Here is a 20,319-nt window from a genome sequence, read left to right on the forward strand (position 1 = left end):
CGTGGGTGGGCGTGTTGACACCTGCCCCGGGGCGCTGGGCTGCGGGTTTTTGGGCGTGGGTCGCTTGGGTTGTGGGCGCGGCGGGGGCGGGCCCCCCCCCCCCCCCCGGCCGCCGCCACCGCCCCCCTTCGACCGAAAGCCCCATCGCACGTGACCGACGACAACCCCGCCTACGACCTCGACGGCTTCGAGCCCGCCGCCCCCTGCCACCAGGACCTTCTCGATGCCGTGGAGAGCTCGTCGTACAAGGTCCTCGGCGAGCACCGCACGTGGACCGACGCCTACTTCGTCCTGTACGACGAGGGCGCTACTTGGGGCATCCCCGGAGAACCCCAACTCAGAGCGGTACACGTCGCCCGGGACCTGAAAGCCCGCACCTTCACGATCGACAGCACAGAGCTTCCGCTGATCGCGATGGCCGAATCGTGGCTGATCGCGCGAGGCTGCCCGGCCGCCGTGGTCGGCCCCGACCGCTACCAGCCGGCCGACGCCATCACACAAGCCCTGGAAACCCGCATCCGCCGCGACGGCGACCACTTCGCCCTGCTCGCCAGCTACACCGACGACGAGCGCGACGCACCCGAGACCGCGGTGATGCTGCGCTCCCTCGACCCTGACGCCGGACCGGAGTTCAGGATCCTGCGGGAGTGCGTCGATATGAGCGCGGGCACGCACACCCTGCGCGAGGGCGGCTTCGCCACCTACGACCAGGCCATCCAGTGGTGGGAAGCCTGGAGGGACGGAGACGCCCCACCGCTCAAGCCGCCCGCCCCCACCGTCCGGGGCACCGCGCCGACGGTCACGCCCGTCACCCCGGCACCGACAACGGCCAGGCCACCAGGACGCTGACCTGGCCGACCTACGCCACGGGAGCCGCCCCTTCCGGACAGGTTCGGCCAGCATCAAAAGTGCGCAATATAGCGGCGGATCCCCGGTTTCCGAAACCGGGGATTCTCCGGACCCTTGCCTACTACAGCGGCCCTCTCGCAGGGCTGCATTTTCCCTGTTCCCCCTGGTCCGGAGCCTCCGCCGTGTGCTACTCGCCTGCTTCCATCGAAGCCACCGTCCTTCCGAGCCGCCCCCTCGCGTCTCATCCGCCCCGGGCGGCCGGCAGGCCGGCCCCGTCCGGCGGAGGACGTCACGTCGCCCCAGCCGCAAGTGCCCCCGGCTCAGCCGACGCCGGGCACAACCGCCGCGACGACCGCGACCGCCCCTGACCTTCCCCGCCTTTCATCCCTTTCTGGAGCACCTTCCGTGTCCGAGACCCCCGACTTCCTCGACGGCGAGATCGTCGCCGTGCTGGCCGGCCGCATCGAAACCCGATTCGGGACGCCGCTCGACGAACTGATCCGGTCCACGAACCAGGCGTCCGCCACGGCCGGACTCACCAGCGTCATCCACGCTTACGGCCTGCTCACGCAGGCACAGTCGGCGCTGGAGGAGGCCGAGGACGCGCTCGTCGCCGCCCTGGAGACGGCCACGGGCGAGGTTCTGGACGACCCGGTGATGGGCCTGGCCCACCAGGTGAACCGGGCTGTCGAAGCGCGGGACCTGTACGCCCAGTGGGTGAGCGCGCTGGTGGAGGTCCCGGCCGGACCACAGCGCGCGCGAACCAGTCCGGCGCCCCGGCTGACCACCACGCTCCCTGTGGCCGCCCCGGCTCGGCCCGCGCAGATCGGGATCGCACGATGAGCGTCGCCGACAAGAAGAGCAGCCGTGACGAGGCGCTGGAGCGGGCGTTCGGCGCTCCGCTCGCCGACCTCTATGCGCAGGTCGTTCGGTCGGGGGCGTCCCCCGCGCTCACCAGGGCCCTTGAGGTGCGGGCGATGCTCGCCCTGTCCGAGGAGCAGGTCGTCCGCGTCCGCGACCGCGTCCACGCGAGCATGGCCCCCGCCGGAAACCTGGACGAGCTCTCGGCGGAGACCCTCCAGACCGACGCGTACTGGCTCGACGCCGCGCTCGATGGCCGGCGCGGATACCTCCGAACGCTGGACGCACTTCTGGCCGCGATGCCGCCGCCGACCACCCGCCTCACCCCCCTGACCAGCGCTCTGCCTCCCGCGCAGCCCGCCTCCTTGGCACAGATCCGGCCGGCAGCACGGGGACGCTGAGTGCCCGATCCGTACGCCGCCTCCCGGGCGGCGGGGGACCGGATCGCAGCTCTCTACGGCCGACCGGTCACCGAACTCGCGGTCGGCGCCGAGCCGGGCACCATGCGGTACGCCCTGCTCAACGCCTTCGACGCCCTGCAGCACGCCGACCATGGCGTCGCCTTCTACGCCGAGCAGCTGCATCGCCTGACCGCCCCCGGGAGCACCTTCGAGGCCACGGACGCCGGGCACATCATCGACGCCGCCCGTCGCCTCGCTCACGCCGTCACTGCCCGAGACGCACACGACCAGGTCCTCGGCGACGTCCTGCAGAGCCTCCACCGCGTACCCGAGCCAGCGCCGGCCACCCCACCAGCCGTCCCCGAGACCGCCGTCGGCCTGCCGCCGGCCGTCGTCTCTCCTGCCGCCCGCGCGCGGTAACCCGCTTCCCACCCCGTTCCTCTTCTTCCGCTGGAGTTCCGTCGTGGCCGCTGCCCGAGCCCTTTCCCCCGACCTGCGTCGCGTCGCCGAGACGCTGGAGATGATCGCGCCGCGCTGGAGCGTCTGGATGCTCATGACCCTCGCCTCCGAGCCGAAGGGCCTGCGCTACACCGAGATCCAGTCCCGCCTGCCCTGGCTCATCGCCAGTCAGATCACCCCGCGCGTGCGCGCCCTGTGCGAGACCGGGCTGCTGGAGCGCACCGAGGTGACCCACCGACACGTCACTTACGGCCTCACCGACCGCGGCCGTGCACTCCTTCCGACGCTGCACGCCCTGGCGGAGTACGGCGATCAGCACCTCGACAAGGAGCTCGTCGAGACGACGATCATCATGGAGGGCAAGCCGCAGGTGATGCAGCTGCCCGAGCGGATCCCGGCTGCCCAGAACGCCGAGGACGCCCTCGCCCTCATCTCCTACCGGCACGCCACCCCCCTGCTGTGGGCCCTCAAGGAACGCGGGCCGTCCAGCATCGTGTCCCTGCGCAAGACGCTGCTCCCCGGCTACAGCCCCAGTGCCGTGTACCCGCCCGTGCACCGGCTCATCGACGACCGCCTCGTCTCCGTCCGCCAGCCTGTCTGGCCCACCGGGGCCGAGGACGAGGGGATGGAGCTGCGTCTCACCGACGCCGCCCACGCCCTGGCCCCCGTCTACCGGGCCGCCTCCGTCTGGGCGAGCGGCCGGCCCCACAAGGACGCGGCCAGCCACCCGCTGTGGGGCGCCCCCCGCCTCCCGGCCGCCGCGCGGACGGGGCAGTGGGCCGCCCATCAGGCCCGGCAGAGCACGCGCCCTGCTCTGCCGGTTGCCCAGCCGCCCGCTCCTGCCCCGGCGAAGACCTGGCGGCCGGCCGACCTGTTCTCCTCCCCGACGACCGGCCCCTGCCGGTGACCCGGACACCCCGGCCGGCGCCCCGGCTCGGCGAAGCCACCGTCCGCTCCCTGCTCGGCGGGATGCCCGTCCGGGATCCCGCCAGCAGCCAGGCGGCTGCCCTCCTCAGCCGCCTCATCCGCGAAGAGGCCGACGTGCTCGACGGCATCGCCGAGCAGCTCCACCAGCAGGCCGAGTACGCCATCGATCAGCTCAGCCGCGTCGCTGACGGCCGCGACCAGTACCGTCACCGTTCCACCGACGGCGTCCTGCAGCTCACCGGCCCGCAGATCGACATGCTCCTCGCCCGCCGCGGCGACGCCGTACGCCACCTGACCGGTCTGTGCACCGCCTTGAAGGCCCTCTCCCCGGCCACCGCCGCGCCCGCCCCGGTGGTGAGCCACGCCCCGGGCCGCCGCCTCAACGGCCGCTGAACCTACGTACCTTCCCCTGGAAACGCCCGATGCCCCGCACGCACTCCATGCCCCGGCCGCCCGCCGGCCGCCACGCCCGCATCCCGGTCTTCGGCCCCGTGCGCGGCGTCTACGTCCCGCGCACCGCGGATGCCGGCGCGTTCGCGATGAGCACCTACGGCATCCCTCTCCTGGTCCTCGCGGTCACCGACTCCGCCGCTCTGACGGGCCTGGCCTTTGTTCTCGAATGGCTTCCCAGGCTCTCGGCCTTCGCGCTCGCGGGCGCCGCAGTCGACAGGGTCGGCAGCACGCGGGTGCTGCGCACGGCGTCGGTGCTGCGTGCCGTGGTCGTCCTGGCCGCTGCCGGTGCCCTGCCCGCGATGGGCGACGGCCTGAGCGCCGTGGTCACCGTCATGGTGCTCGCCGCCGCGACGGGCGTCCTCAGCGAGTTCGCGTACATCGCGGCCGAGACCGCCGGCGGCGCCGCGAGCCGGGACGCGGGTGAGCACGCCCACCGGGTGCAGGCCGTCCTGCTCGGCATCGACCAGTGCGCCACGCTCGCAGGCCCGGCCCTGGCCGGCGTCCTGCTGCAGTACGTCGGCGCGACCGGCATGCTCCTGACGATCGCCGCCTGCTCCCTGCTCGGCGCCGCGCTCGCCCCGCGCCAGCGCCCGATCTGGCCGCAGGAGGCTCCCGCCCCGGTCGTCCAGGGCATGAAGACCGGCTGGAGGACGCTCCGGTCGCTGCCCGCCCTGGGCTGGCTCTGTGTCGGCCTGCTCCTCTCCAACTGCGCGATCGGCCTGGTCCAGGCCGCCGGCCCCGTACTGGTCATCCAGCAGCTCGGCGGCACCAGCAGCCAGGTCGGACTGGTCTGGTCGGCCGCCGCCGTCGCCTCCCTGGCCATGGTCGCCCTCGCCCGCCTCGCCATCGACCGCGTCGGCCTGTGGCCGGTCGGCGCAGCAGCCGCCGCCCTCGCCTCCGCCACCTGCCTCGCCCTGGCCGCCGCCCACACCTACACCGTCTTCCTGGTCCTCGTGGCCCTCCTCATGGCCGGCGAGGCAGGCATGACCGTCGTCCTGCGCACCCTGCGCGCCCGCCTGGTCCCCGCCGAGGTCTTCGGCGCCACCCTCTCCCTGATCATCCTGCTGCTCCTGGCCCCCTTCCCGATCGCCGGAGCCCTGGTCGCTCTCACTCCGCCCGACCTGCTGGGCCACGTCATCACCGCCTGTGCCGTCCTGCAGGCCCTCGGACTCGCCGTCTCCTTCGCCAAGCTCCGCGGCCACCCCGCCACTCGCCGCCCCGCGACCGCGTGACCCCTACCCGTACAAGGAACCGCCCCGCCATGACTCAGCCGACCGACGACACCCGGCACGAGCGTCTGCACCTGCACGAGGTCGCCTTCCTCGACGACCGCTCCTTCGACCTCTATATAGAGGAGCGGTTCGACCAGCTGGTCACGGCTGCGATAGCCGACGCCGACGGCCGGCTCCGCCCCGAACAGCACACGGTCCTCCACGCCCCCGGACGCCTCCTTCAGCTGCACGACGCCCTCACCTTCGCCCAGGGCGACCTCCAGGTCGCCGCCGAGCGGATGGCCTACCACGGCGACGCCCGTGCCGCCCGGACCACCCGCCTCCTGCGACGCGTCCGCACCGCCCTGCACGAGGTCACCCGGAAGACCACCGCCGTGCGGCGCGAGGAGGGACGACAGCGTGAAGCCGAGGCCACGCCACCCTCCACCGACGTCATCGTCATGGCCCGCAACTGGCTCGTGGACGCCCTTCCCGACCACTTCAACCGGCTGCTCACCAGGACATTCGCCGAGGCTGGATTTCCCCTCCGCCCCGCCGCTGCCGACGTCTTCGGCACGGTCGAGGAAGGATGGGACGACGGTCTCCTCACCGAGCCGCGCACCCAGCAGGTGGACGAGCTGCTCGCCAAGGGCGCCGTCGCCTTCCGCAGCCTGGTCGCCGACGACGTCCGGGCCCAGAACGCCCGCGCCACGGCCCTGCGCCACCCGCTCCTCCAGCGGCGCTGGGCCCAGGCCCTGGACGAACTCGCCGAGCTGACCATCCCCGTGGCCCGGGCTTCCAGCTCCTCGGTCCTCGGTCCGCTGCCCGCCGGCGTCTATGACCTGCCGGAGACCGACGCGTACAAGGTCTTCAACTCGCGCCGCTTCCTCACCGCCGTCTGGCAGCGCCAAGCCGAACGCAAGCACCTCCTCCGCCACTACGCCGCCACCGTCACCGAACTCCGCCGCTCCTCCCCGGAACACGACCTGCGCCGCCGGGCCGTTGAGACAGCCATCGACCAACTCGTCAACCAGCAGCCGGCCGCCGCCTCCCGTCTCGTCACCGGCCTGCTCCCGCACACCACCGGCGACGGCCTGATCGAACTCCCGCCCGGCGAACGCGCCAGCCTCAAACGCCGGCTCATCGCCGAAGCCCGCGCCGCTGCCGTGCCCGCACGGACACCGGACACGGCGCCGCCTCTGCCCGCGCCTGCACCCCGGCCAACCGCACCCGCCATGCGCTGACCAGCCCCTCCTCACGAACCCCGGAGCCACCCCTGCCCACCCCGCAGCCCGTAGACGGCGACGTCTACGTCACCCCCCGATACCTGGCCGGATCCTCCGGCCACGGCGACGCCGGCTTCGCGCCCGTCTCCCACTGGCCCCACCACCACCTCGACGACGGCCCCCACCAACTCGTCGTCACCAGCCCGGACCACCGCATCCGGATCGGCTGGGCCGGAGACGACTACGACCTGTGGACCATCAGCGCCGCACCCGACGCGATGTCCTCACCGCAGTGGATGGCCATCGCCAACCAGAACACGCCCGCCGAACTGGTCAGCGCCCTGACCACCGCGCTCGCGCACGACTGGGCGGAAGACAGCGACCGCTTCCTCCACGCCGCCGGACCCTGGTCCGACGCCGTCGCGCCGCTTATCACGGCCGGCTGGACACTCAGCGGCCCGGCCCGCGGACGGCTGCACGTCACCGCTCCCGACGGGCAGGCCGGGGCAAGCATCGACATCGTCAACCGGCACCCCGACGAGGCGATCACGCTGTGGGCCGGACCCTCTGGGTGGGGCACGCGCGCCGGGATCGCTTTCAGCTCCCGGACGCCCTCCCACTTGATCGCCGCCACCGCGAAGGCGTTCACCGACCCGGCACCTCTGCCCCGCTGGCGAGACACCCTTCATCCGCGTCTGGCTGCCCACGCCACCCTCACTCCGGTCGAACCGCCCCAGGCACCGGTCCCCACGCCGCGCGACATCCGATCCCGGATCGCTGTCCGCCGCCCGGTCCCCGTCGGCAGCGTCCCGCGCTGGAGCACGGCCACCCCCTCGGCGCTTCTGCCCGCCCGCCCCGCTGCCCGCCGCTGACCACCAGGAGTCCGCACTTGTCCCTGTTCGCTGAGCAGTTCTTCGACGACCACCTCACCCTCCCGTATTCGGAGGCGGCCGTCGTCGGAGACACCTACTACGCCAGGCCCGCCCCCGACCTGCCTCTCCGACTGCGAATCAGCTTCACCGACACCTGCATGCACCAGCGCTACGACGGCCTGCGCCTCGAAGTCGTGCACCTGGAACGCGGGTTGATCGACGCTCAGTGGCTGAGCTTCGCCGACCACGGTGCCTTCGCCGCCCGGGACAAACGACTGGGCACCAGGCCCGGGGAAGGGAGCTATGGCACCTTCACCGACTGGGGCCACGCCGACGCGCCGCCCTGGCAGGGCATCGGCACTGCCGGCCTCCGCAAGGCGATCGACCGCTACGTCCAGCTCTGGTTCCCCGGCGCTCCGCCGGTTCGATCGGGACCGAAACCCTCTGCGGCCCTGCCCAGCCGGACCGCCATCCCAGCCGCTCGCAGCCGGTAACCCCGCCTCGCCGCTCCCCTCACCACCGACACCCACTCCGACAGGACTTCACCATCTCCATGCGTCTTCGCTCCGCCCGATCTGTACACCTGGCCGTCGCGGTCGCCGCCTGCACGGCAGGCAGTGTCCTGGCCACCCCGGCCCTGGCGGCGCCTTCGGCCGGCGAAATCCTCGGCCCGGGCTACACCATCCCGGACTCCGAAGGGAACGCCGGCTCCAGCCACATCGGTGCCTACGGCCCGCCCGGACCGGCCGTTCACGGCGACGCCGAGACCTACTGCGCCGACCCCGAACGCAAGGGCCCCGCCGACGCAGGCGGCTACGGCGCCCCGCGGCCAGTGACATCCTGGACGTCGTCGGTGACCGGCAAGACCGTGCCGAAGGAGCGTCTCGCCCAGGCGGCGTACGTGATCGGACGGTACGGGCAGACCCGCGACAACGCACGGGCGGCGGCAGTGGACGCGGTCGTGTACGAGTACCTGGCCGGCAGCACGTACGCGCTCGACGGCGCCCGCGGCAAGCAGCGACTCGCGTACCCGATCGTCTCGCCGACCGCCCGCACCCTCGCCCAGGGCTACATCGCCGAGGCCAAGCGGCTCGCCGGCCCCTACACCCTGACGATCACCCCGTCGGTGAAGACCACCACCGCCGGGACGAAGGTCACCGTTGCGGTGAAGGTCGCCACGAGCGCGGGCGCCCCTGTGCCGAAGGTGACCGTCGCGCTGGCCGAGTCCGGCTCCGGCACCGCCTCCGGGAAGGTCACCACGAGCGCGAGCGGCACCGCCCGGTGGGAGTTCACCGCGAAGACCGCGGGCACCGCCAGCGTCACGGCGAAGGCCGACGGCCTGCCCGCCACCGACCTGCAGGTCCTCACCCCGAAGAACCCCGCCGCCCAGCGGATGCTCCTCGCCGGCGGCACCACCAGCGTCAAGGACTCGGCCACCGTCACCGTGGACGAGGCGACCGGCGGCGTCACCATCCGCAAGAAGGACCCCGAGGGCAGCCGCCTGGTCGGCGCCGCCTTCGAGCTCCTGGACAAGGACGGGAAGAAGGTCGCCGCGGGCAAGACCGACGCGCAGGGCATCCTCGCCTTCGACCAGCTCCGGGCCGGCACCTACCGCCTGCGCGAAACGTCCTCCGGCAGCTCCGTCCACGACCTCGTGCCCGAGCAGACCATCACCATCACCGCCGGACGCACCGCCCAGGCCAACCCGATCGACCTGGTCGACCCGTTCAAGAAGGCCGACCTATCGGTGAAGAAGATCGACAAGAACACCGGCCGGGCGCTCGCGGGCGCGGTCATCGCCATCCGGGCCGACGAGACGGACAAGACCGGCAAGCACATCCCCGGCAAGGTCGTCACCACGCTCACCACTGGCACGAACGGCACCGCCGAGGCCGACCTGGACGTCACCCTCAAGGCCGGCACCCGCTACTGGGCCGCCGAGACCAAGGCCCCCGACGGCTACCAGCTCGACACGACCCCCGTCGCCTTCACCGCGAAGCCCAACGCTGACGTCGCGGTCACCCTCGCCGACCAGCCCGTCCCGACCACCCCGCCGCCGAGCCCGAGCACCACGCCCCCGGCTCCGCCGACCACGCCGCCGACCCCGCCCACGACACCCCCGGTTGCGCCGACCACGCCCCCGGCACCGCCGTCCGGCTCCCTCGCCCACACCGGCGCGGACACCACACCGTGGCTGATCGCCGGCGCGACCGCTCTGCTCGCCAGCGGCTCGGGCCTCTACCTGTTCAGCCGCCGCCGACGCACGAGCGACACGGCCAGCTGACCGGGAGCCTCGGGTCCCGCTCCACCGGTCCCGAACCCGACAACCCGCAGCGTGTAGACGGACAGGCAGCACGCCCTCGTCCTAGCCGCCACCCGACGGCACGCGGCCACTTCTCCTTCGGACGAGCCCGCCTCCCGCACGCCCCGCCCCGGCCCCCGTCCCAACGCCGGCTACCCGCTCTCGCTGACTTCCGCCCTCAAGGCGTTCCGCCCACCACCTGACCGAGGAGAACTCCTTCTTCATGCGTGCCCCCCGCCGTACCGCGGCCACCGTCGCTGCGACCACCCTGGCAACCAGCTCTCTGATCTGGGCCCCGACCGCCTTCGCCAACGCCCCCGAGATCCCGCCGGGCGCCGTCGAGATCACCAAGAAGGACCCGGACGGCACCCTGCTCGCCGGCGCTGCGTTCGCCCTGCTCGACACCCTCAACGGCACCAGGGCCCTGACCGGCACGACGAATGTCCAGGGGATCCTGCGCTTCGAGAACGTCCACCCCGGCACCTACCGCCTCAAGGAGACCTCGACCGGCAGCCCCCTCCACGACCTGGCCCCCGACCAGGACGTCATCGTCACCCCCGAGCACACCGCGAAGCTCACGATCATCGACACCTTCAAGCCCGCCGAGCTGCTCGTGAAGAAGACCGACAGGAAGACCGGCGCCCCCCTGGCCGGCGCCGTCATCAACATCACCCCCGCCACCGGCACCGGCAAGACGATCACGCTGACCACCGGCAAGGACGGCACCGCCACCACCCCGCTCCCCGTCTCCTCCCGCAAGGGCACCGCCTATACCGGCACCGAGACCAAGGCCCCCACCGGCTACGAACTTGACCCCACCCCCGTGAAGATCACCGCCAAGCCCGCCGCGAAGACCACCGCCACCTTCACCAACACCAAGAAAAACAAGCCCACCCCGCCCACCACGCCCCCCACGACTCCGCCCCCGACGACCACACCGCCCACCACGCCCCCGACGACCCCGCCGGTCACCCCGAGCACCCCGCCCACCACACCGGCGACGACCCCGCCGGTCACCCCGACCCCGAGCCGGTCCACATCCACGGCGCCGGTGCCCCCGACCGACACCCCGAGCACCCCGCCCTCCAAGGACTCCCTCGCGCACACCGGCGCTGACTCCAACGCGTGGCTCCTCGCGGCCGGCGGCCTGCTGATTGCGGCCGGCGGCGGGGCGCTGATCGCGGCACGACGGAAGAAGACGCAGGACGAGGCGGAGACTCCGACCACCAGCTGATCAGTGGGACCTGCCAGGAGCCGAGGCGCGAGCACTCGGCACAGGCAGCACCTCTCAGCCCGAAGGCCCCGGGAACCACCATGGTTCCCGGGGCCTTCGCCATGTCTGCAGAGACCGTTACCGCTCCGCTACAGCGTCAGACGCGCATGACGGCCGCCGACGCGAGGGCGCCGACCGCCCATGCGAGGAGCAGGCCCTGCTCCCTGCTGAGGCCGTTCGCGTCGGCCCACCGCTTCGCGAGGGAACGCACGATCATTCCGGTCACCGCCGCTGCCGTGTTCCTGGGCATGGACAAGTCCTTTCGAGAGGGGAGAGCAGCGCCCGAGTTGGCGCCGCGCACCCACAGAAGCAGCGCAAACCTGCTGGTGGCAACGGGGGTCGGCCCGTTTGCAAGTTAGACCGGCCTGGAGTGGGAGTACTCGGCTCGCGCAGCGTGCTCAGGCGCCCCTACGCTGCCCGGCATGGCAGTCGAACCCCGTCTCCTACAGCGCGCCGACCTTCTGCGCGCCGCCACATCCGCCGGCTTCAGCACCATGACCGCGAGGAAGCTGGAGAGCTTCATCAGCAATGGCCTGATGCCCCATCCCACCCGAGCTGGCAACGATGGACGCCGCCCGGTCTGGATCTACCCGCCGGACAGTGACCGCCAGCTGGTCCAGCTCCTGCGCTGGCGCGAGCGCACACGGGACGTGAACCTGCTGCGCGTCGTGCTGTGGGTCGAGGGCTTCCCTTTCGAGCTCGACGCCGTCCGTACCTCCGCGACCATCGTGGTAGACGACCTGTCGCATGAGCTGGAGCAGCTCCTTCACGCCGAGGCATCCCGCCAGGGCCTCGACTCGGTCGACGACCAGGACACGGTCGTGGGCGCCCTCGCCGCGAACATGGCCGCGATGCGAGGCAAGAACGCGCTGCCCCGCCCGATCCGTGTCCCGGCCGGCGACCGGGCAACGGCTGTCGCGCACATGTTCCAGATCTTCGCCCTGGGCACGCGGCCCGAGGTGACGGAAGACGAGGCGGGAACGATCGAGAAGGTCCTTGGCGTCTCGCCGGGCAGACGGCAGCGGGTGGAAGGCGCCGAGCCGTGGCTGACCGGTCCGGCGAGCCTCCTCGTCGGCGCTGCCGACTTCGTGTCCCTGCCGCGAATGAGCGAAGCGCTCGCCGAAGCCACCGACCCAGAATGGGAAGAAGCCCGCTCGGTGGCCACGGCCCTCTTCCTCCAGCTCCCCGTTGTCGCCCGGGCTATCGCCACCCACACCGGCAAGGAGAACCCCGCAGGGCTCGGGGTGCTCGCCGGTTTCGACAGCGAGCCCCTCTTCGCCGTCCTCCTGCTCGCCTTCGCTCTGGGAGCACGCAGGGCCGATTGGTCCGGCAACGTCGAGGAACTGACCGACTCGCTTGCGCCATGGCCCGACCTCATCGGCGAGATGAAGCCGGTGCTCGACATGCAGCAGCACGAACTCGACCACAACCTCGCCGGCCATGGACCCGAGACGCGTGCCCGCACCGAGAGGATCATCCAGGCCCTTATGGACGGCGCGCTGGATCCAGGCCCCAGACCTGACTGCTAGCTAGGCGTGGATCGGGGGCAGGTCGTAGCGGCTGACGGCCAGGTACGTTTCCGGGGTCGCCGCTTCGAGGAGCCCTTCGTCACTCGCCAGGTCGAGCTCTGGTTCCTCGGGACGGCGCAGCAGGTCGCGCCAGTCGCTCGTCTCGCCGCGCTCGTAGGCTTCCCGGAGCAGGAAGCGCAGCCGGGGGCGGGCTTCCTCCTGCTGCTCGTGGAAGATCCGCCGCTGCTTGAGCCGCTGCTCTTCTTGAGCCTCTTCGCTGCCCCGCTCGTTGACGGCCAGCTGGTCCTCGGCGCGCAGCCCAGGGGTGTGCCGGGCGATGGCGAGATCTTCCTCGTGGAGGCGCGCGCAGACGGCGAACAGCTTCCGGGACATGCCGAGGTGGACTTCGGTGCCCGGGATGCGGCAGGTGAGGAAGTCGTCGATCCCCCAGGAGCGGATCTCGGAACGCGTGAGGTCCGACTTGAGATGAAGTGCCGCTCCGCGGAGGTCGGCCCGCATGGCGCGGGTGTGGTCGTCGTCTTCCAGCGGTGTGGTGAGTCCGTGGCGTCGGTGGCGCGAAGCGCGGTCGGCCGGCACCGGGACGGTGCGCAGCTGTGAGGGGGGAGCGGAGCGCAGTGCCTGGTAGACGAGCATCTGGGCGCGGGCTGCGCCGATGAGCGCGTCGTCGTTGTCGCCGAGGTGGTCTTCGAGGTTGCCCTCGCCCGTGGCTTCCTTGCCGTCGGGGTCGGATCCGGCCGGGGGGAGGGGCGGCTGGCCGGGGTGCAGGGCGTGGTCGATGGTCAGGAAGAGGTCGTCCCCGGGCCGCACGGCGGCTCCGACCAGGACGCTGCGGTGCGCGTACGAGCCGAGGACCTCGCTCCCAGACTCCAGCTGCGCCCACCCGCCGCGCAGGGTGCCGACGTCGCAGATGCCGCCCTTGGCCTCGATCAGCCAGTACACCTTCTCCGCCTCGTGCCGTCCCCACAGGTCCGGCAGCTTCTTCTTGGGGTCCTTGAAGGTGGCGCTCAGGGCGGGGATGGGGCCGCCGAGTTCGAGGTGCTCGGTCTGCCCCAGACCCAGCAGCGAGCGGCAGGCCCACTCGGTCATCGTCATGCCCAGCCGGTAGGCGGCAGCGCTCTTCGCGGTGCGCTCGGTGCCGTACGCGTAGACCGGGTTCAGCGTCAGGCGCCGGCCCCTAGCGCCCGGCACGGGGGGCTGGTGCTTGAAGGGGTGCGCACCGAGGTAGGCGTAGAGCGGGGCGACGCGGGCGACGAGCTCCCCGTGTGCGTACCGCGGCTGGTTCTGCAGGTGCGGGGTGATGTCGCGGCCGACCTCGGTGGCCGCCTTGATGATCTCCCGCCACGTGGTGGTCGGGGCGTACCAGCCGTCCTCCTTCGGGAACCCGTCCGTCGCGCTCCACTCCTTGTGCTTGGCCGTCCGCCACTGCTTCCAGGGCTTGTCCGCGGGACCGTTACGGAACAGAACCGGTATGTCGAAGCTGTCGGCGTAGGTGAGCGGCGGCTCGTCGGGGACGTGCGCGGGGATCATCGGCGTCATGGAGACAACCCTGGCACGGGCCTCGACGCTCCCGGACCCGGCCCGCGGGCCTCCGGCCGTCGCCCGACGGCTGCCCGCCGCCGTCTCCGGGCTGCTGCGCGTGGCTAGGCTTCAGCAGTGACCGAACTGTCCCCCCTGCCCGGCGACCCGTCCGAGCTGCGCCTGTGTATCTCCTACACCGATGACCTTGCCGACACCCCTCAGGCCGACACCCTGGAGCGGTGGGACGTGTCCGTCCTCCATGAGGAGAGGACGGTGGGATCGATCACCTTCTATCGGGTGCATCTCGACCGGGGCATGAACGCCGTCCGGGTCATGGAGGAGGAATCCGAAGAACTCGACGAGATCGCTCAGGCCCTGCTGGATCCGATCACGGGGTCCTTCACCGAGGACGCCAGCAGCTCGCTTCCGTACGTGGGGTCCTCCCTGCTCGTCATGGACAAGGTGACCCTGGACGAGCCGTGGCGCGGGCACGGCCTCGGCGCCATCCTCGTCACCGAGGCGATCCACCGGCTCATGGCCGGCTGCCGCGCCATCGCATGCTCGCCGGGCGTCACCGACCTCAGCAGCGACCGCCTGAGAGACCGGACGGAGTGGGACCGGGTAACCGCCAAGATCGCCAGGGGATGGGAGCTCGTCGGGTTCCGGCAGTACCAGGGCAACGTTTACCTCCTCTCGCCGACCTCGTTGGAGTTGGAGGAGCAACGCGGGGCAATGAGAGGGCGACTCGCGGACCTCGGCTTTGTCTGGCGCCGCACCCAAGCCCACGACATCTCGCCCCGACCTGGAGGTGGGTGAAGCCGCGGCCTCGTCGGGGGACAGCTTCGCTGCCGGGCCTGAGGACCGTAGCCGCTTCCTCCGCAGAGGGCTCGCCATGCCAGTTCGCCTCTGGCAGACAGGAAAGATCGCGAAAGGACTGGTACACGCTTCAGGGGCATGTCAACCTAGACGACCCTTTCCGGGGAACCCGGAAAATAGCAGGTCAGAGAGGTGATGCCGTGACAGTGGAGCTGAGTTCCGCAGGATTCCGGACCACAACCGAGCGCCTGAGGCTGCACGACTGGCTCCTGGGGCCGGGACAGGCGACCGAGGTCATCGACACCTTCCCCGCCGCGAACGGCGACTTCCACTTCATCGTCGACGACCGGGCCGACACCCATGTCGCCTCCGCCGACGGCCGTTTCTACCTCGGCCACTTCCCCGCCGGCCGACCCGGCGCCGAGCATGAAGGCTGGGTACTCGCGGTCACCGGCACCGCTCGGACTCCCGGCTACAGGATCACCTTTGATCCCCACACGCCGGCCCACCTGGTCGCGAGGACCGTCTCCGAGGTTCTGGCTACGGCCAAGCGTCTCTGACGGAGGCACCGTCCAGGCGTTCCTGTTGTCCCCGAGCTTCCGCCTTCCCCGTCCCCGCAAGGAGTGCACATGCCCGCACCTGCATCAGACATGACCGTCCGCCACCTGATCGATCGCCTCGCCGTCCTGGACCCTGACACCCCCGTCCGTCTCGCCATCAACCCCTTCTGCCCGATGGCCCATCGTCTCGCTGACGTCCTCGTCGCTGAGGACCCAAACGGACAGCCGGTGGCGTACCTCGCCGAAGACCCCGAGGCCGTGCAGTACGGCTACCTGCCCCGGCCAGTCGCCGAGGCGCTGACCTGGATGCCGCCGGTCGACCCGCCGACGAGTTCGCGCCGCAGACTGCGCGCCGTCTCCCCCTGACCGCCCGTACGACAAGGAGCACTTCTGCGCCCGTCCACGCCTTCCGATCCGTCCGATGTTCCGGCCCTTCCCGCCTGGTGGGTCACCCCGCGCCACCTTGCCGGTGACGACGGAGCACTCGCCGACCACGTCGCCTCCCACCTCTCCGCCGCCGGCTGGACTTCCCTGACACTCGCTCGCGGCCGTCGTGAACCTGTTGATCCGGATAATCCGGACGCGGTTCAGCAGGTGGTTCGCAGCACTGTGCTGTACGTCGCTCCCGACGGACTTCGCTGGGCCCAGTGGGTGCTTGCCGACGAGCCGATCATCCTCGGGGACCTGCCGGTCGCGTGGACCGTCTCCGCCCGTCCGACCGCGGACGGACTGGCCGAGTGGACTGCCTACTTCACCACCGGTGTCCCGCCCGAAGCCGTTGCCGACTTCCTGCTCGCCCTGGAGGCCCGTCCGGATCCGGCGCACGGGTATGCAGGCCCGCACGTGGTCTTCGAGTCGCTCGCGGAGCGCGGCTGGGTCCGCGACATCGACAATCCGGCTGCCTTCTCCGATCCGCAGCTGGCCGCGGGCATGGCGCTGAGCCTCCTTCCGGAGTACCTCCAGGACGGAAACCCGCTCTGCCTCGACCCCACCGCCGAGCAAACCGGCTGGCTGGCCTGGTGCGAGCCTCGGATCGGGCGGGGCTACCTCTGGGCCACGGGGTTCTCCGCGAGCACTCCGCACGACCTCGTCGCCGCCTTCGCCGCCTCCCTCGCCTCTCCCGACCCCGTACTCCGGCACACCCTGCCCGGCGACAGCGAGGGACAACTCTCCCTGCGCCCTACCGTCTGACCCCCGGGGCCAGCCGCCAGCAGGGCCTCGTACCTCTTCGGGTCCAACAGCCGTCCCTCAGCACACACAGCAGCACAAACAGGGCCCGGTGCCAGGTCATTCGACCTGGCACCGGGCCCTTTGGCGAGCATCCTTGGATTCTTCCGGGAGGTCGGGCCGCCCGGCACCTGGTTTCCTCCGGACCGGCTCGGCGCATACCCTCAGCGGCGTGGAGGCCGGCGGCGAGCTCGCGGCCCGGGAAGCCAGCCTCACCCGGGGCGGCTGAGCAGGGCGCGGGACGACGTCACCGGTTCAGAGGCCGAAGTCGTCCAGGCCCTCGTCCAGGGAGCCGTACGTCGAGCTGGTGGGACCGGCGTTCCGGTTGAACCATTCGAGACTCAGGCGAGGCTCCGGCGTCACATGCTTGGCAGGGCACCGGAGCCAGATCTGGCCCTCCACAGCGAGGATGGCCCAGTCGCGGTACGCCGCGCACTGCGGGCAGGAGCGGACTTCGCCCTCCAGGACCAGCGGCCGGCGCCATACCAGGAAGCGCTTCGTGCTCAGATCGAGCCGAAGGTCCGCCGGGAGGAAGTCCTCGCCCGCCGGCGCGGCCGGGGTCTCCTCGACGGGCGCGGCCTCCTGCGGCCATGCCGGCGCTGGGTAGTTCAGCCACGGCGCACCCGCCGGCCCCAGCTCGCCCTCGCTCTTCCGCGCCTTCCTGCGCCCGAACATACGGCCTCCCCTCGCATTCGGCTGCCTCGCCCCGGCAGCGGACGACGAGAGTGCCCCACGGGCGGGACGTCGGGCAACTCTCGAATCCGTGAACGGCGGGGCCGGCTACCGGTGCCGCCGGCGGTCCCGGTCGCGAGGTGGAGTCGAGGCTGTGCCAGGCATGCGCTGAGGAACGGGAGCGCTCGCTGCGTCAGCCGGAAGGTCTGCGGCGCGGCGCAGTCGCCACACCAGGACGTCGCTGATCGACTCGGCGGTGCCCAGTTCGCGGTGTCCGGCTGCTTCGGAGAGCAGGGGGACGGGGTCGTGGCCGGCGGCCTCGGCTTCGGCTAGCGTGGCGGCGAGGGCAGGCCAGCCGGGCTCGGCCAGGACCTGCTCGGCCAGCTCGGGGATCGCCGCGTGCACGGCCTCGGCCTGGCGCCGCAGCACAGGGCGGGCGAGGCGACGGCCACGCTGGTGGAGGACGGCGAGCGGGTACTCTGCGGCAGCCCGGTAGGCGGTTCGCAGGTGCTCAGCTGCTCGATGGGCGGCTTCGGCCTGCTGGGCGTGGCCCTTCCTGGCGTGCCAGTGCGCGGCAGCGGTGATGAGGAAGAACAGCATGTCGATCGCCATGGCCGTGGTCGCGCCCTCCTCGCCGCGGCCGAGAGCCGACCCGCCATGGACGAGGTCCCGGGCAGCCTGCCGCAGGGCCCGGTCGTGGCCGCGGACGGCGCGGACGTGGGACCGAGAGGCTCGCTCGAACGCCCAGGCGGCTTCTCGTAGTTCTTGCCGGGTGTGGGCGGCGGAGGTTTTGGCGAGCGCGTCGAGGACTTCGCCGGCGGCGGCGATGTACGCGGCGGCGAGGCCGTCCTCGCCGTGCTCGACGACCAGGACGGCCTGCCAGGCGGCAGCCGCCGTGCGCCGCCGCGCGGCGGCCGGCGCCCCGGCCGCCCCCGGAGCCTCGAGCCCGGCTCTGTCCTGGAGGCCGCCGCCGGCCCAGCGTTCGCGGATGCGGGGCAGGGAGAGGTCGGGGGCCAGACGCGCGCCGGGGTAGAACACCGGCTCGCCGTCCTTGTTCCGGTCGTCGGGCAGGGCGACCTTGTAGCCGAGCAGGTCCCCGGAGGGAGCGGCGCGCTTCTTCACCAGGAGGCCGGCGTCGGCCAGACGGCTGAAGAACTCCTCCTCACCCTGGGCGCCGGCCACGGCCCGCCGTACGGTTTCGCGGAGTTCCTCGCGGGCGGTGCGCTCGCGACCCTGGCGGTCCGCCTTGTGCCGCTCGGCGCTGGTGGGGCGCTGGGCGGCGGTGCCGTCGCCGGGGGCGACCTGGTGCAGGCCGAGCTCCTTCTCGATGAGCCGGGCCTCGGCCTGAGCGCGTTTGCCGGAGCGGAAGTCGTCGGGCCGGGTGCCGTCCTCGCACACGAGGGTGGCGACGATGTGGATGTGGTCGTCCGCGTGCCGTACGGCGGCCCAGCGGCAGCCGGGCTGCCCTTCGCCCGGGTCGATGCCGGTGGCGGCGACGATCCGGCGGGCCACCTCGGCCCATTCCTCGTCGGACAGCGTCCGGTCGCCGGGCGCGGTGCGGACGGAGGTGTGCCAGACGTGCTTGGCGGGGCGGGCGTGTTCCGGCAGCGCCTGGACGGGCTGGTCCAGGAGCTGCTGGAGGGCCTTCAGCGTGGCGCTCGGGTCGCGGCCGGGGTCGGGGGCCATGCCGTCGAACGAGGCGACGAGGTGCGGGTCGACGTGCTCCTCGCGCTTGCCGGGGCCGTAGAGGTAGGCGAGCAGGCCGATGGTCCGGTCGCCGGGCGGGTTGATGCTGGGGATCATGCCGCCTGCTGCCGGTCGAGGACGGCGGTCGCAGCGGCGTGCACGGCGTCGGCGGCCCGCCGTACGGCCGCGAGGCTTGCCTCCAGCTGAGGGGCGGCGGCATCGGCACCGGCGTTGAGGGCTTTCGTCACCTGGTTGAGGTTGCTGCCGGCCCAGCCGAGCTTGCGCCGGCTGTCGAACAGCGCGGTGAGCATGTCGCGCTCGGTGGCGATCTCGGCGCTGGTGCGGTCGAGGTCACGGGCTGCGGCGAGGGCGGAGCGGGCGAGGAAGCCGGCGACGGTCAGGTTGCACTGGGCGGCGGCGGCGACGACGAGCGCGTACTCGTCGTCGTTGAAACGCGTCGAGGGCTGGTGGCGGCGCTTCTTCGCGGGCGGCTGACGCGGACGCTGGCGGACACGGCGCTCGCGACGGCGAGGCTTCGGCTTCTCCTCGTTCCCCGGCTCCGATCCGCCCCCGGTCGAAGCCTCCAGGACCTGCGCCCCCTGGTGCAGGTCCTCTCCCGCCCCTTCGGGGGCGGGTACGGCGGAAGCTTTGCTTCCGTCCCAACTTGCTCCGTCGGAGACCGAGTTGTCGTCAGCCGAACCGTTCAGGGGAAGCGAGGACACGACCGTCGGGAGCGGACGGCTGGCACCGGAATCGGAGCAGGGAGGGGTGGCGGACATGGGTTCCTTCGGAGCCGGGGAGCTTGGGCGAACGGGGCGGTGGCCCGGCGAGGCCGGGCCACCGTCGGGAAAGTCTGGGTTCAGCAGCAGAGCCTGCACCGGGAGTAGTGGCGAGAGAGCGCCCGCCCCATGTTCAGCTTCACGCCCTTGGCGATCCGGCTGCTCGCCTTCGCCGGGTTGCTCCCCTCGTGCTGGGCAGCGTGGCTGTTCAGGATGGCGAGGTCATTCTCGAAACCGGCCTTTATCCGATTGAAGCGGTCGCAGGTCTTCATCGAGCAGCTCCTTTGGAGGAAGTAGAGGTCGGGGAGGCGGCCCGTACGAGGGCCAGGACCGGGGTCAGATGTTCGTTGCTGAGCGGGATCTCGTGGCTGCGCATGATCTTCCGGAGCTGGGCTCGGGTGATCTGGGCGTTGCCGTCCTCTCTCAGGACGTCGGGCACGTGGGGGAGGACCAGCGCGACCACCTGCTCGTGCGACAGGCGCTTGGGCCCGGTTCGGGACTGCCGGCTCGCCTGTACGCGAGCGTGCACCGTCCCCGGACGAGCCGGACCGTTTCGCGTCCGCCGGCGGACAGGTCTCGGGGTTGGTCCGGGTTCGGTCTCCGGTCCGGGTTCGGGGTCCGGGTTCGGGCGGTGGTCCGGGGTTGGTCCGGGTTCCGGGGTCGGTCCGGGTTCGGTCTCCGGTCCGGGTTCGGGTACG

Annotated in this window: 25 protein-coding genes; 18 read left to right on the forward strand and 7 right to left on the reverse strand. The window is 72.0% G+C overall.

The genetic code is table 11. The annotated features are described in order from the left end of the window. Positions 1 to 150 precede the first annotated feature (150 nt). The 12 genes from ACFYT9_RS38060 (at position 151) to ACFYT9_RS38115 (ending at position 10,795) form a co-directional block, all read left to right on the forward strand. A complete protein-coding gene (locus tag ACFYT9_RS38060) occupies positions 151 to 849 on the forward strand; it encodes a hypothetical protein (protein ID WP_376425043.1) in 699 nt (232 codons plus the stop codon). A gap of 405 nt (positions 850 to 1,254) precedes the next feature. Next, positions 1,255 to 1,692 carry a hypothetical protein gene (locus tag ACFYT9_RS38065; protein WP_376425045.1) on the forward strand — a complete coding sequence of 146 codons (438 nt, stop codon included), beginning with the start codon at positions 1,255 to 1,257 and terminating at the stop codon, positions 1,690 to 1,692. Further along, positions 1,689 to 2,111 carry a hypothetical protein gene (locus ACFYT9_RS38070; RefSeq protein WP_389171444.1) on the forward strand — a complete coding sequence of 141 codons (423 nt, stop codon included), beginning with the start codon at positions 1,689 to 1,691 and terminating at the stop codon, positions 2,109 to 2,111. The genes ACFYT9_RS38065 and ACFYT9_RS38070 overlap by 4 nt, the downstream gene beginning before the upstream one ends. Further along, positions 2,112 to 2,531 carry a hypothetical protein gene (locus ACFYT9_RS38075; RefSeq protein ID WP_376425049.1) on the forward strand — a complete coding sequence of 140 codons (420 nt, stop codon included), beginning with the start codon at positions 2,112 to 2,114 and terminating at the stop codon, positions 2,529 to 2,531. Positions 2,532 to 2,574: 43 nt separating this feature from the next. Further along, the gene (locus tag ACFYT9_RS38080; RefSeq protein WP_351104317.1) at positions 2,575 to 3,477 is read left to right on the forward strand and encodes a winged helix-turn-helix transcriptional regulator; all 903 of its coding nucleotides are present in this window, start codon (positions 2,575 to 2,577) and stop codon (positions 3,475 to 3,477) included. Further along, a complete protein-coding gene (locus ACFYT9_RS38085; protein WP_376425050.1) occupies positions 3,474 to 3,890 on the forward strand; it encodes a hypothetical protein in 417 nt (138 codons plus the stop codon). The genes ACFYT9_RS38080 and ACFYT9_RS38085 overlap by 4 nt, the downstream gene beginning before the upstream one ends. 29 nt (positions 3,891 to 3,919) lie before the next feature. Next, positions 3,920 to 5,182, forward strand: a complete 1,263-nt coding sequence (locus tag ACFYT9_RS38090) for an MFS transporter (protein ID WP_376425052.1) — start codon at positions 3,920 to 3,922, stop codon at positions 5,180 to 5,182. 29 nt (positions 5,183 to 5,211) lie between these two features. After that, entirely contained in the window at positions 5,212 to 6,405 is a 1,194-nt protein-coding gene (locus tag ACFYT9_RS38095; RefSeq protein ID WP_389171448.1) for a hypothetical protein, read from the forward strand. A gap of 239 nt (positions 6,406 to 6,644) precedes the next feature. Next, entirely contained in the window at positions 6,645 to 7,259 is a 615-nt protein-coding gene (locus tag ACFYT9_RS38100) for a DUF317 domain-containing protein (protein ID WP_389171572.1), read from the forward strand. 17 nt (positions 7,260 to 7,276) lie between these two features. After that, positions 7,277 to 7,753, forward strand: a complete 477-nt coding sequence (locus ACFYT9_RS38105) for a hypothetical protein (RefSeq protein ID WP_389171451.1) — start codon at positions 7,277 to 7,279, stop codon at positions 7,751 to 7,753. Between the two features lie 59 nt (positions 7,754 to 7,812). Continuing rightward, a complete protein-coding gene (locus ACFYT9_RS38110) occupies positions 7,813 to 9,543 on the forward strand; it encodes a collagen binding domain-containing protein (protein WP_389171454.1) in 1,731 nt (576 codons plus the stop codon). A gap of 241 nt (positions 9,544 to 9,784) precedes the next feature. Next, positions 9,785 to 10,795 carry a collagen binding domain-containing protein gene (locus tag ACFYT9_RS38115; RefSeq protein ID WP_389171457.1) on the forward strand — a complete coding sequence of 337 codons (1,011 nt, stop codon included), beginning with the start codon at positions 9,785 to 9,787 and terminating at the stop codon, positions 10,793 to 10,795. A gap of 136 nt (positions 10,796 to 10,931) precedes the next feature. On the opposite strand, the gene ACFYT9_RS38120 is transcribed toward ACFYT9_RS38115, so the two are convergent. Next, on the reverse strand, positions 10,932 to 11,084 hold the full coding sequence (locus tag ACFYT9_RS38120) for a hypothetical protein (RefSeq protein ID WP_351104303.1): 153 nt from the start codon (positions 11,082 to 11,084) through the stop codon (positions 10,932 to 10,934). Positions 11,085 to 11,256: 172 nt separating this feature from the next. Between ACFYT9_RS38120 and ACFYT9_RS38125 the strand changes: the two genes are divergently transcribed. Further along, complete coding sequence (locus ACFYT9_RS38125) at positions 11,257 to 12,363, forward strand: hypothetical protein (protein ID WP_376425062.1); 1,107 nt, start codon at positions 11,257 to 11,259, stop codon at positions 12,361 to 12,363. On the opposite strand, the gene ACFYT9_RS38130 is transcribed toward ACFYT9_RS38125, so the two are convergent. Beyond that, complete coding sequence (locus ACFYT9_RS38130) at positions 12,364 to 13,899, reverse strand: gamma-glutamyltransferase (protein WP_376425064.1); 1,536 nt, start codon at positions 13,897 to 13,899, stop codon at positions 12,364 to 12,366. It lies immediately after the preceding gene. Here ACFYT9_RS38130 and ACFYT9_RS38135 point away from each other — a divergent pair. The 5 genes from ACFYT9_RS38135 (at position 13,898) to ACFYT9_RS38155 (ending at position 16,448) form a co-directional block, all read left to right on the forward strand. Continuing rightward, a complete protein-coding gene (locus ACFYT9_RS38135) occupies positions 13,898 to 14,020 on the forward strand; it encodes a hypothetical protein (RefSeq protein WP_376425065.1) in 123 nt (40 codons plus the stop codon). The genes ACFYT9_RS38130 and ACFYT9_RS38135 overlap by 2 nt on opposite strands. Beyond that, positions 14,017 to 14,697 carry a hypothetical protein gene (locus tag ACFYT9_RS38140; RefSeq protein ID WP_389171462.1) on the forward strand — a complete coding sequence of 227 codons (681 nt, stop codon included), beginning with the start codon at positions 14,017 to 14,019 and terminating at the stop codon, positions 14,695 to 14,697. The genes ACFYT9_RS38135 and ACFYT9_RS38140 overlap by 4 nt, the downstream gene beginning before the upstream one ends. Before the next feature lie 200 nt (positions 14,698 to 14,897). Then, positions 14,898 to 15,257, forward strand: coding sequence for a DUF317 domain-containing protein (locus ACFYT9_RS38145; RefSeq protein WP_388688869.1), 360 nt, complete (start codon positions 14,898 to 14,900; stop codon positions 15,255 to 15,257). Positions 15,258 to 15,326: 69 nt separating this feature from the next. Further along, positions 15,327 to 15,623 carry a hypothetical protein gene (locus ACFYT9_RS38150; RefSeq protein WP_389171465.1) on the forward strand — a complete coding sequence of 99 codons (297 nt, stop codon included), beginning with the start codon at positions 15,327 to 15,329 and terminating at the stop codon, positions 15,621 to 15,623. A gap of 228 nt (positions 15,624 to 15,851) precedes the next feature. Next, positions 15,852 to 16,448, forward strand: a complete 597-nt coding sequence (locus tag ACFYT9_RS38155) for a DUF317 domain-containing protein (RefSeq protein ID WP_364289574.1) — start codon at positions 15,852 to 15,854, stop codon at positions 16,446 to 16,448. Between the two features lie 291 nt (positions 16,449 to 16,739). On the opposite strand, the gene ACFYT9_RS38160 is transcribed toward ACFYT9_RS38155, so the two are convergent. From ACFYT9_RS38160 to ACFYT9_RS38180, 5 genes are all read right to left on the reverse strand, one after another. Next, on the reverse strand, positions 16,740 to 17,159 hold the full coding sequence (locus tag ACFYT9_RS38160) for a hypothetical protein (RefSeq protein WP_051842147.1): 420 nt from the start codon (positions 17,157 to 17,159) through the stop codon (positions 16,740 to 16,742). 105 nt (positions 17,160 to 17,264) lie between these two features. After that, the gene (locus ACFYT9_RS38165; protein WP_389171469.1) at positions 17,265 to 18,959 is read right to left on the reverse strand and encodes a mobilization protein; all 1,695 of its coding nucleotides are present in this window, start codon (positions 18,957 to 18,959) and stop codon (positions 17,265 to 17,267) included. Beyond that, positions 18,956 to 19,564: a plasmid mobilization protein gene (locus ACFYT9_RS38170; protein WP_389171472.1), complete on the reverse strand. Its 609-nt coding sequence runs from the start codon at positions 19,562 to 19,564 to the stop codon at positions 18,956 to 18,958. The genes ACFYT9_RS38165 and ACFYT9_RS38170 overlap by 4 nt, the downstream gene beginning before the upstream one ends. A gap of 137 nt (positions 19,565 to 19,701) precedes the next feature. Further along, the gene (locus tag ACFYT9_RS38175; protein WP_346171707.1) at positions 19,702 to 19,893 is read right to left on the reverse strand and encodes a hypothetical protein; all 192 of its coding nucleotides are present in this window, start codon (positions 19,891 to 19,893) and stop codon (positions 19,702 to 19,704) included. Further along, positions 19,890 to 20,150: a hypothetical protein gene (locus tag ACFYT9_RS38180; RefSeq protein ID WP_389171475.1), complete on the reverse strand. Its 261-nt coding sequence runs from the start codon at positions 20,148 to 20,150 to the stop codon at positions 19,890 to 19,892. Before ACFYT9_RS38180 ends, ACFYT9_RS38175 begins: the two co-directional genes overlap by 4 nt. Positions 20,151 to 20,319 lie beyond the last annotated feature (169 nt).

The organism is Streptomyces sp. NPDC004435 (assembly GCF_042873895.1).
Lineage (GTDB): Bacteria > Actinomycetota > Actinomycetes > Streptomycetales > Streptomycetaceae > Streptomyces.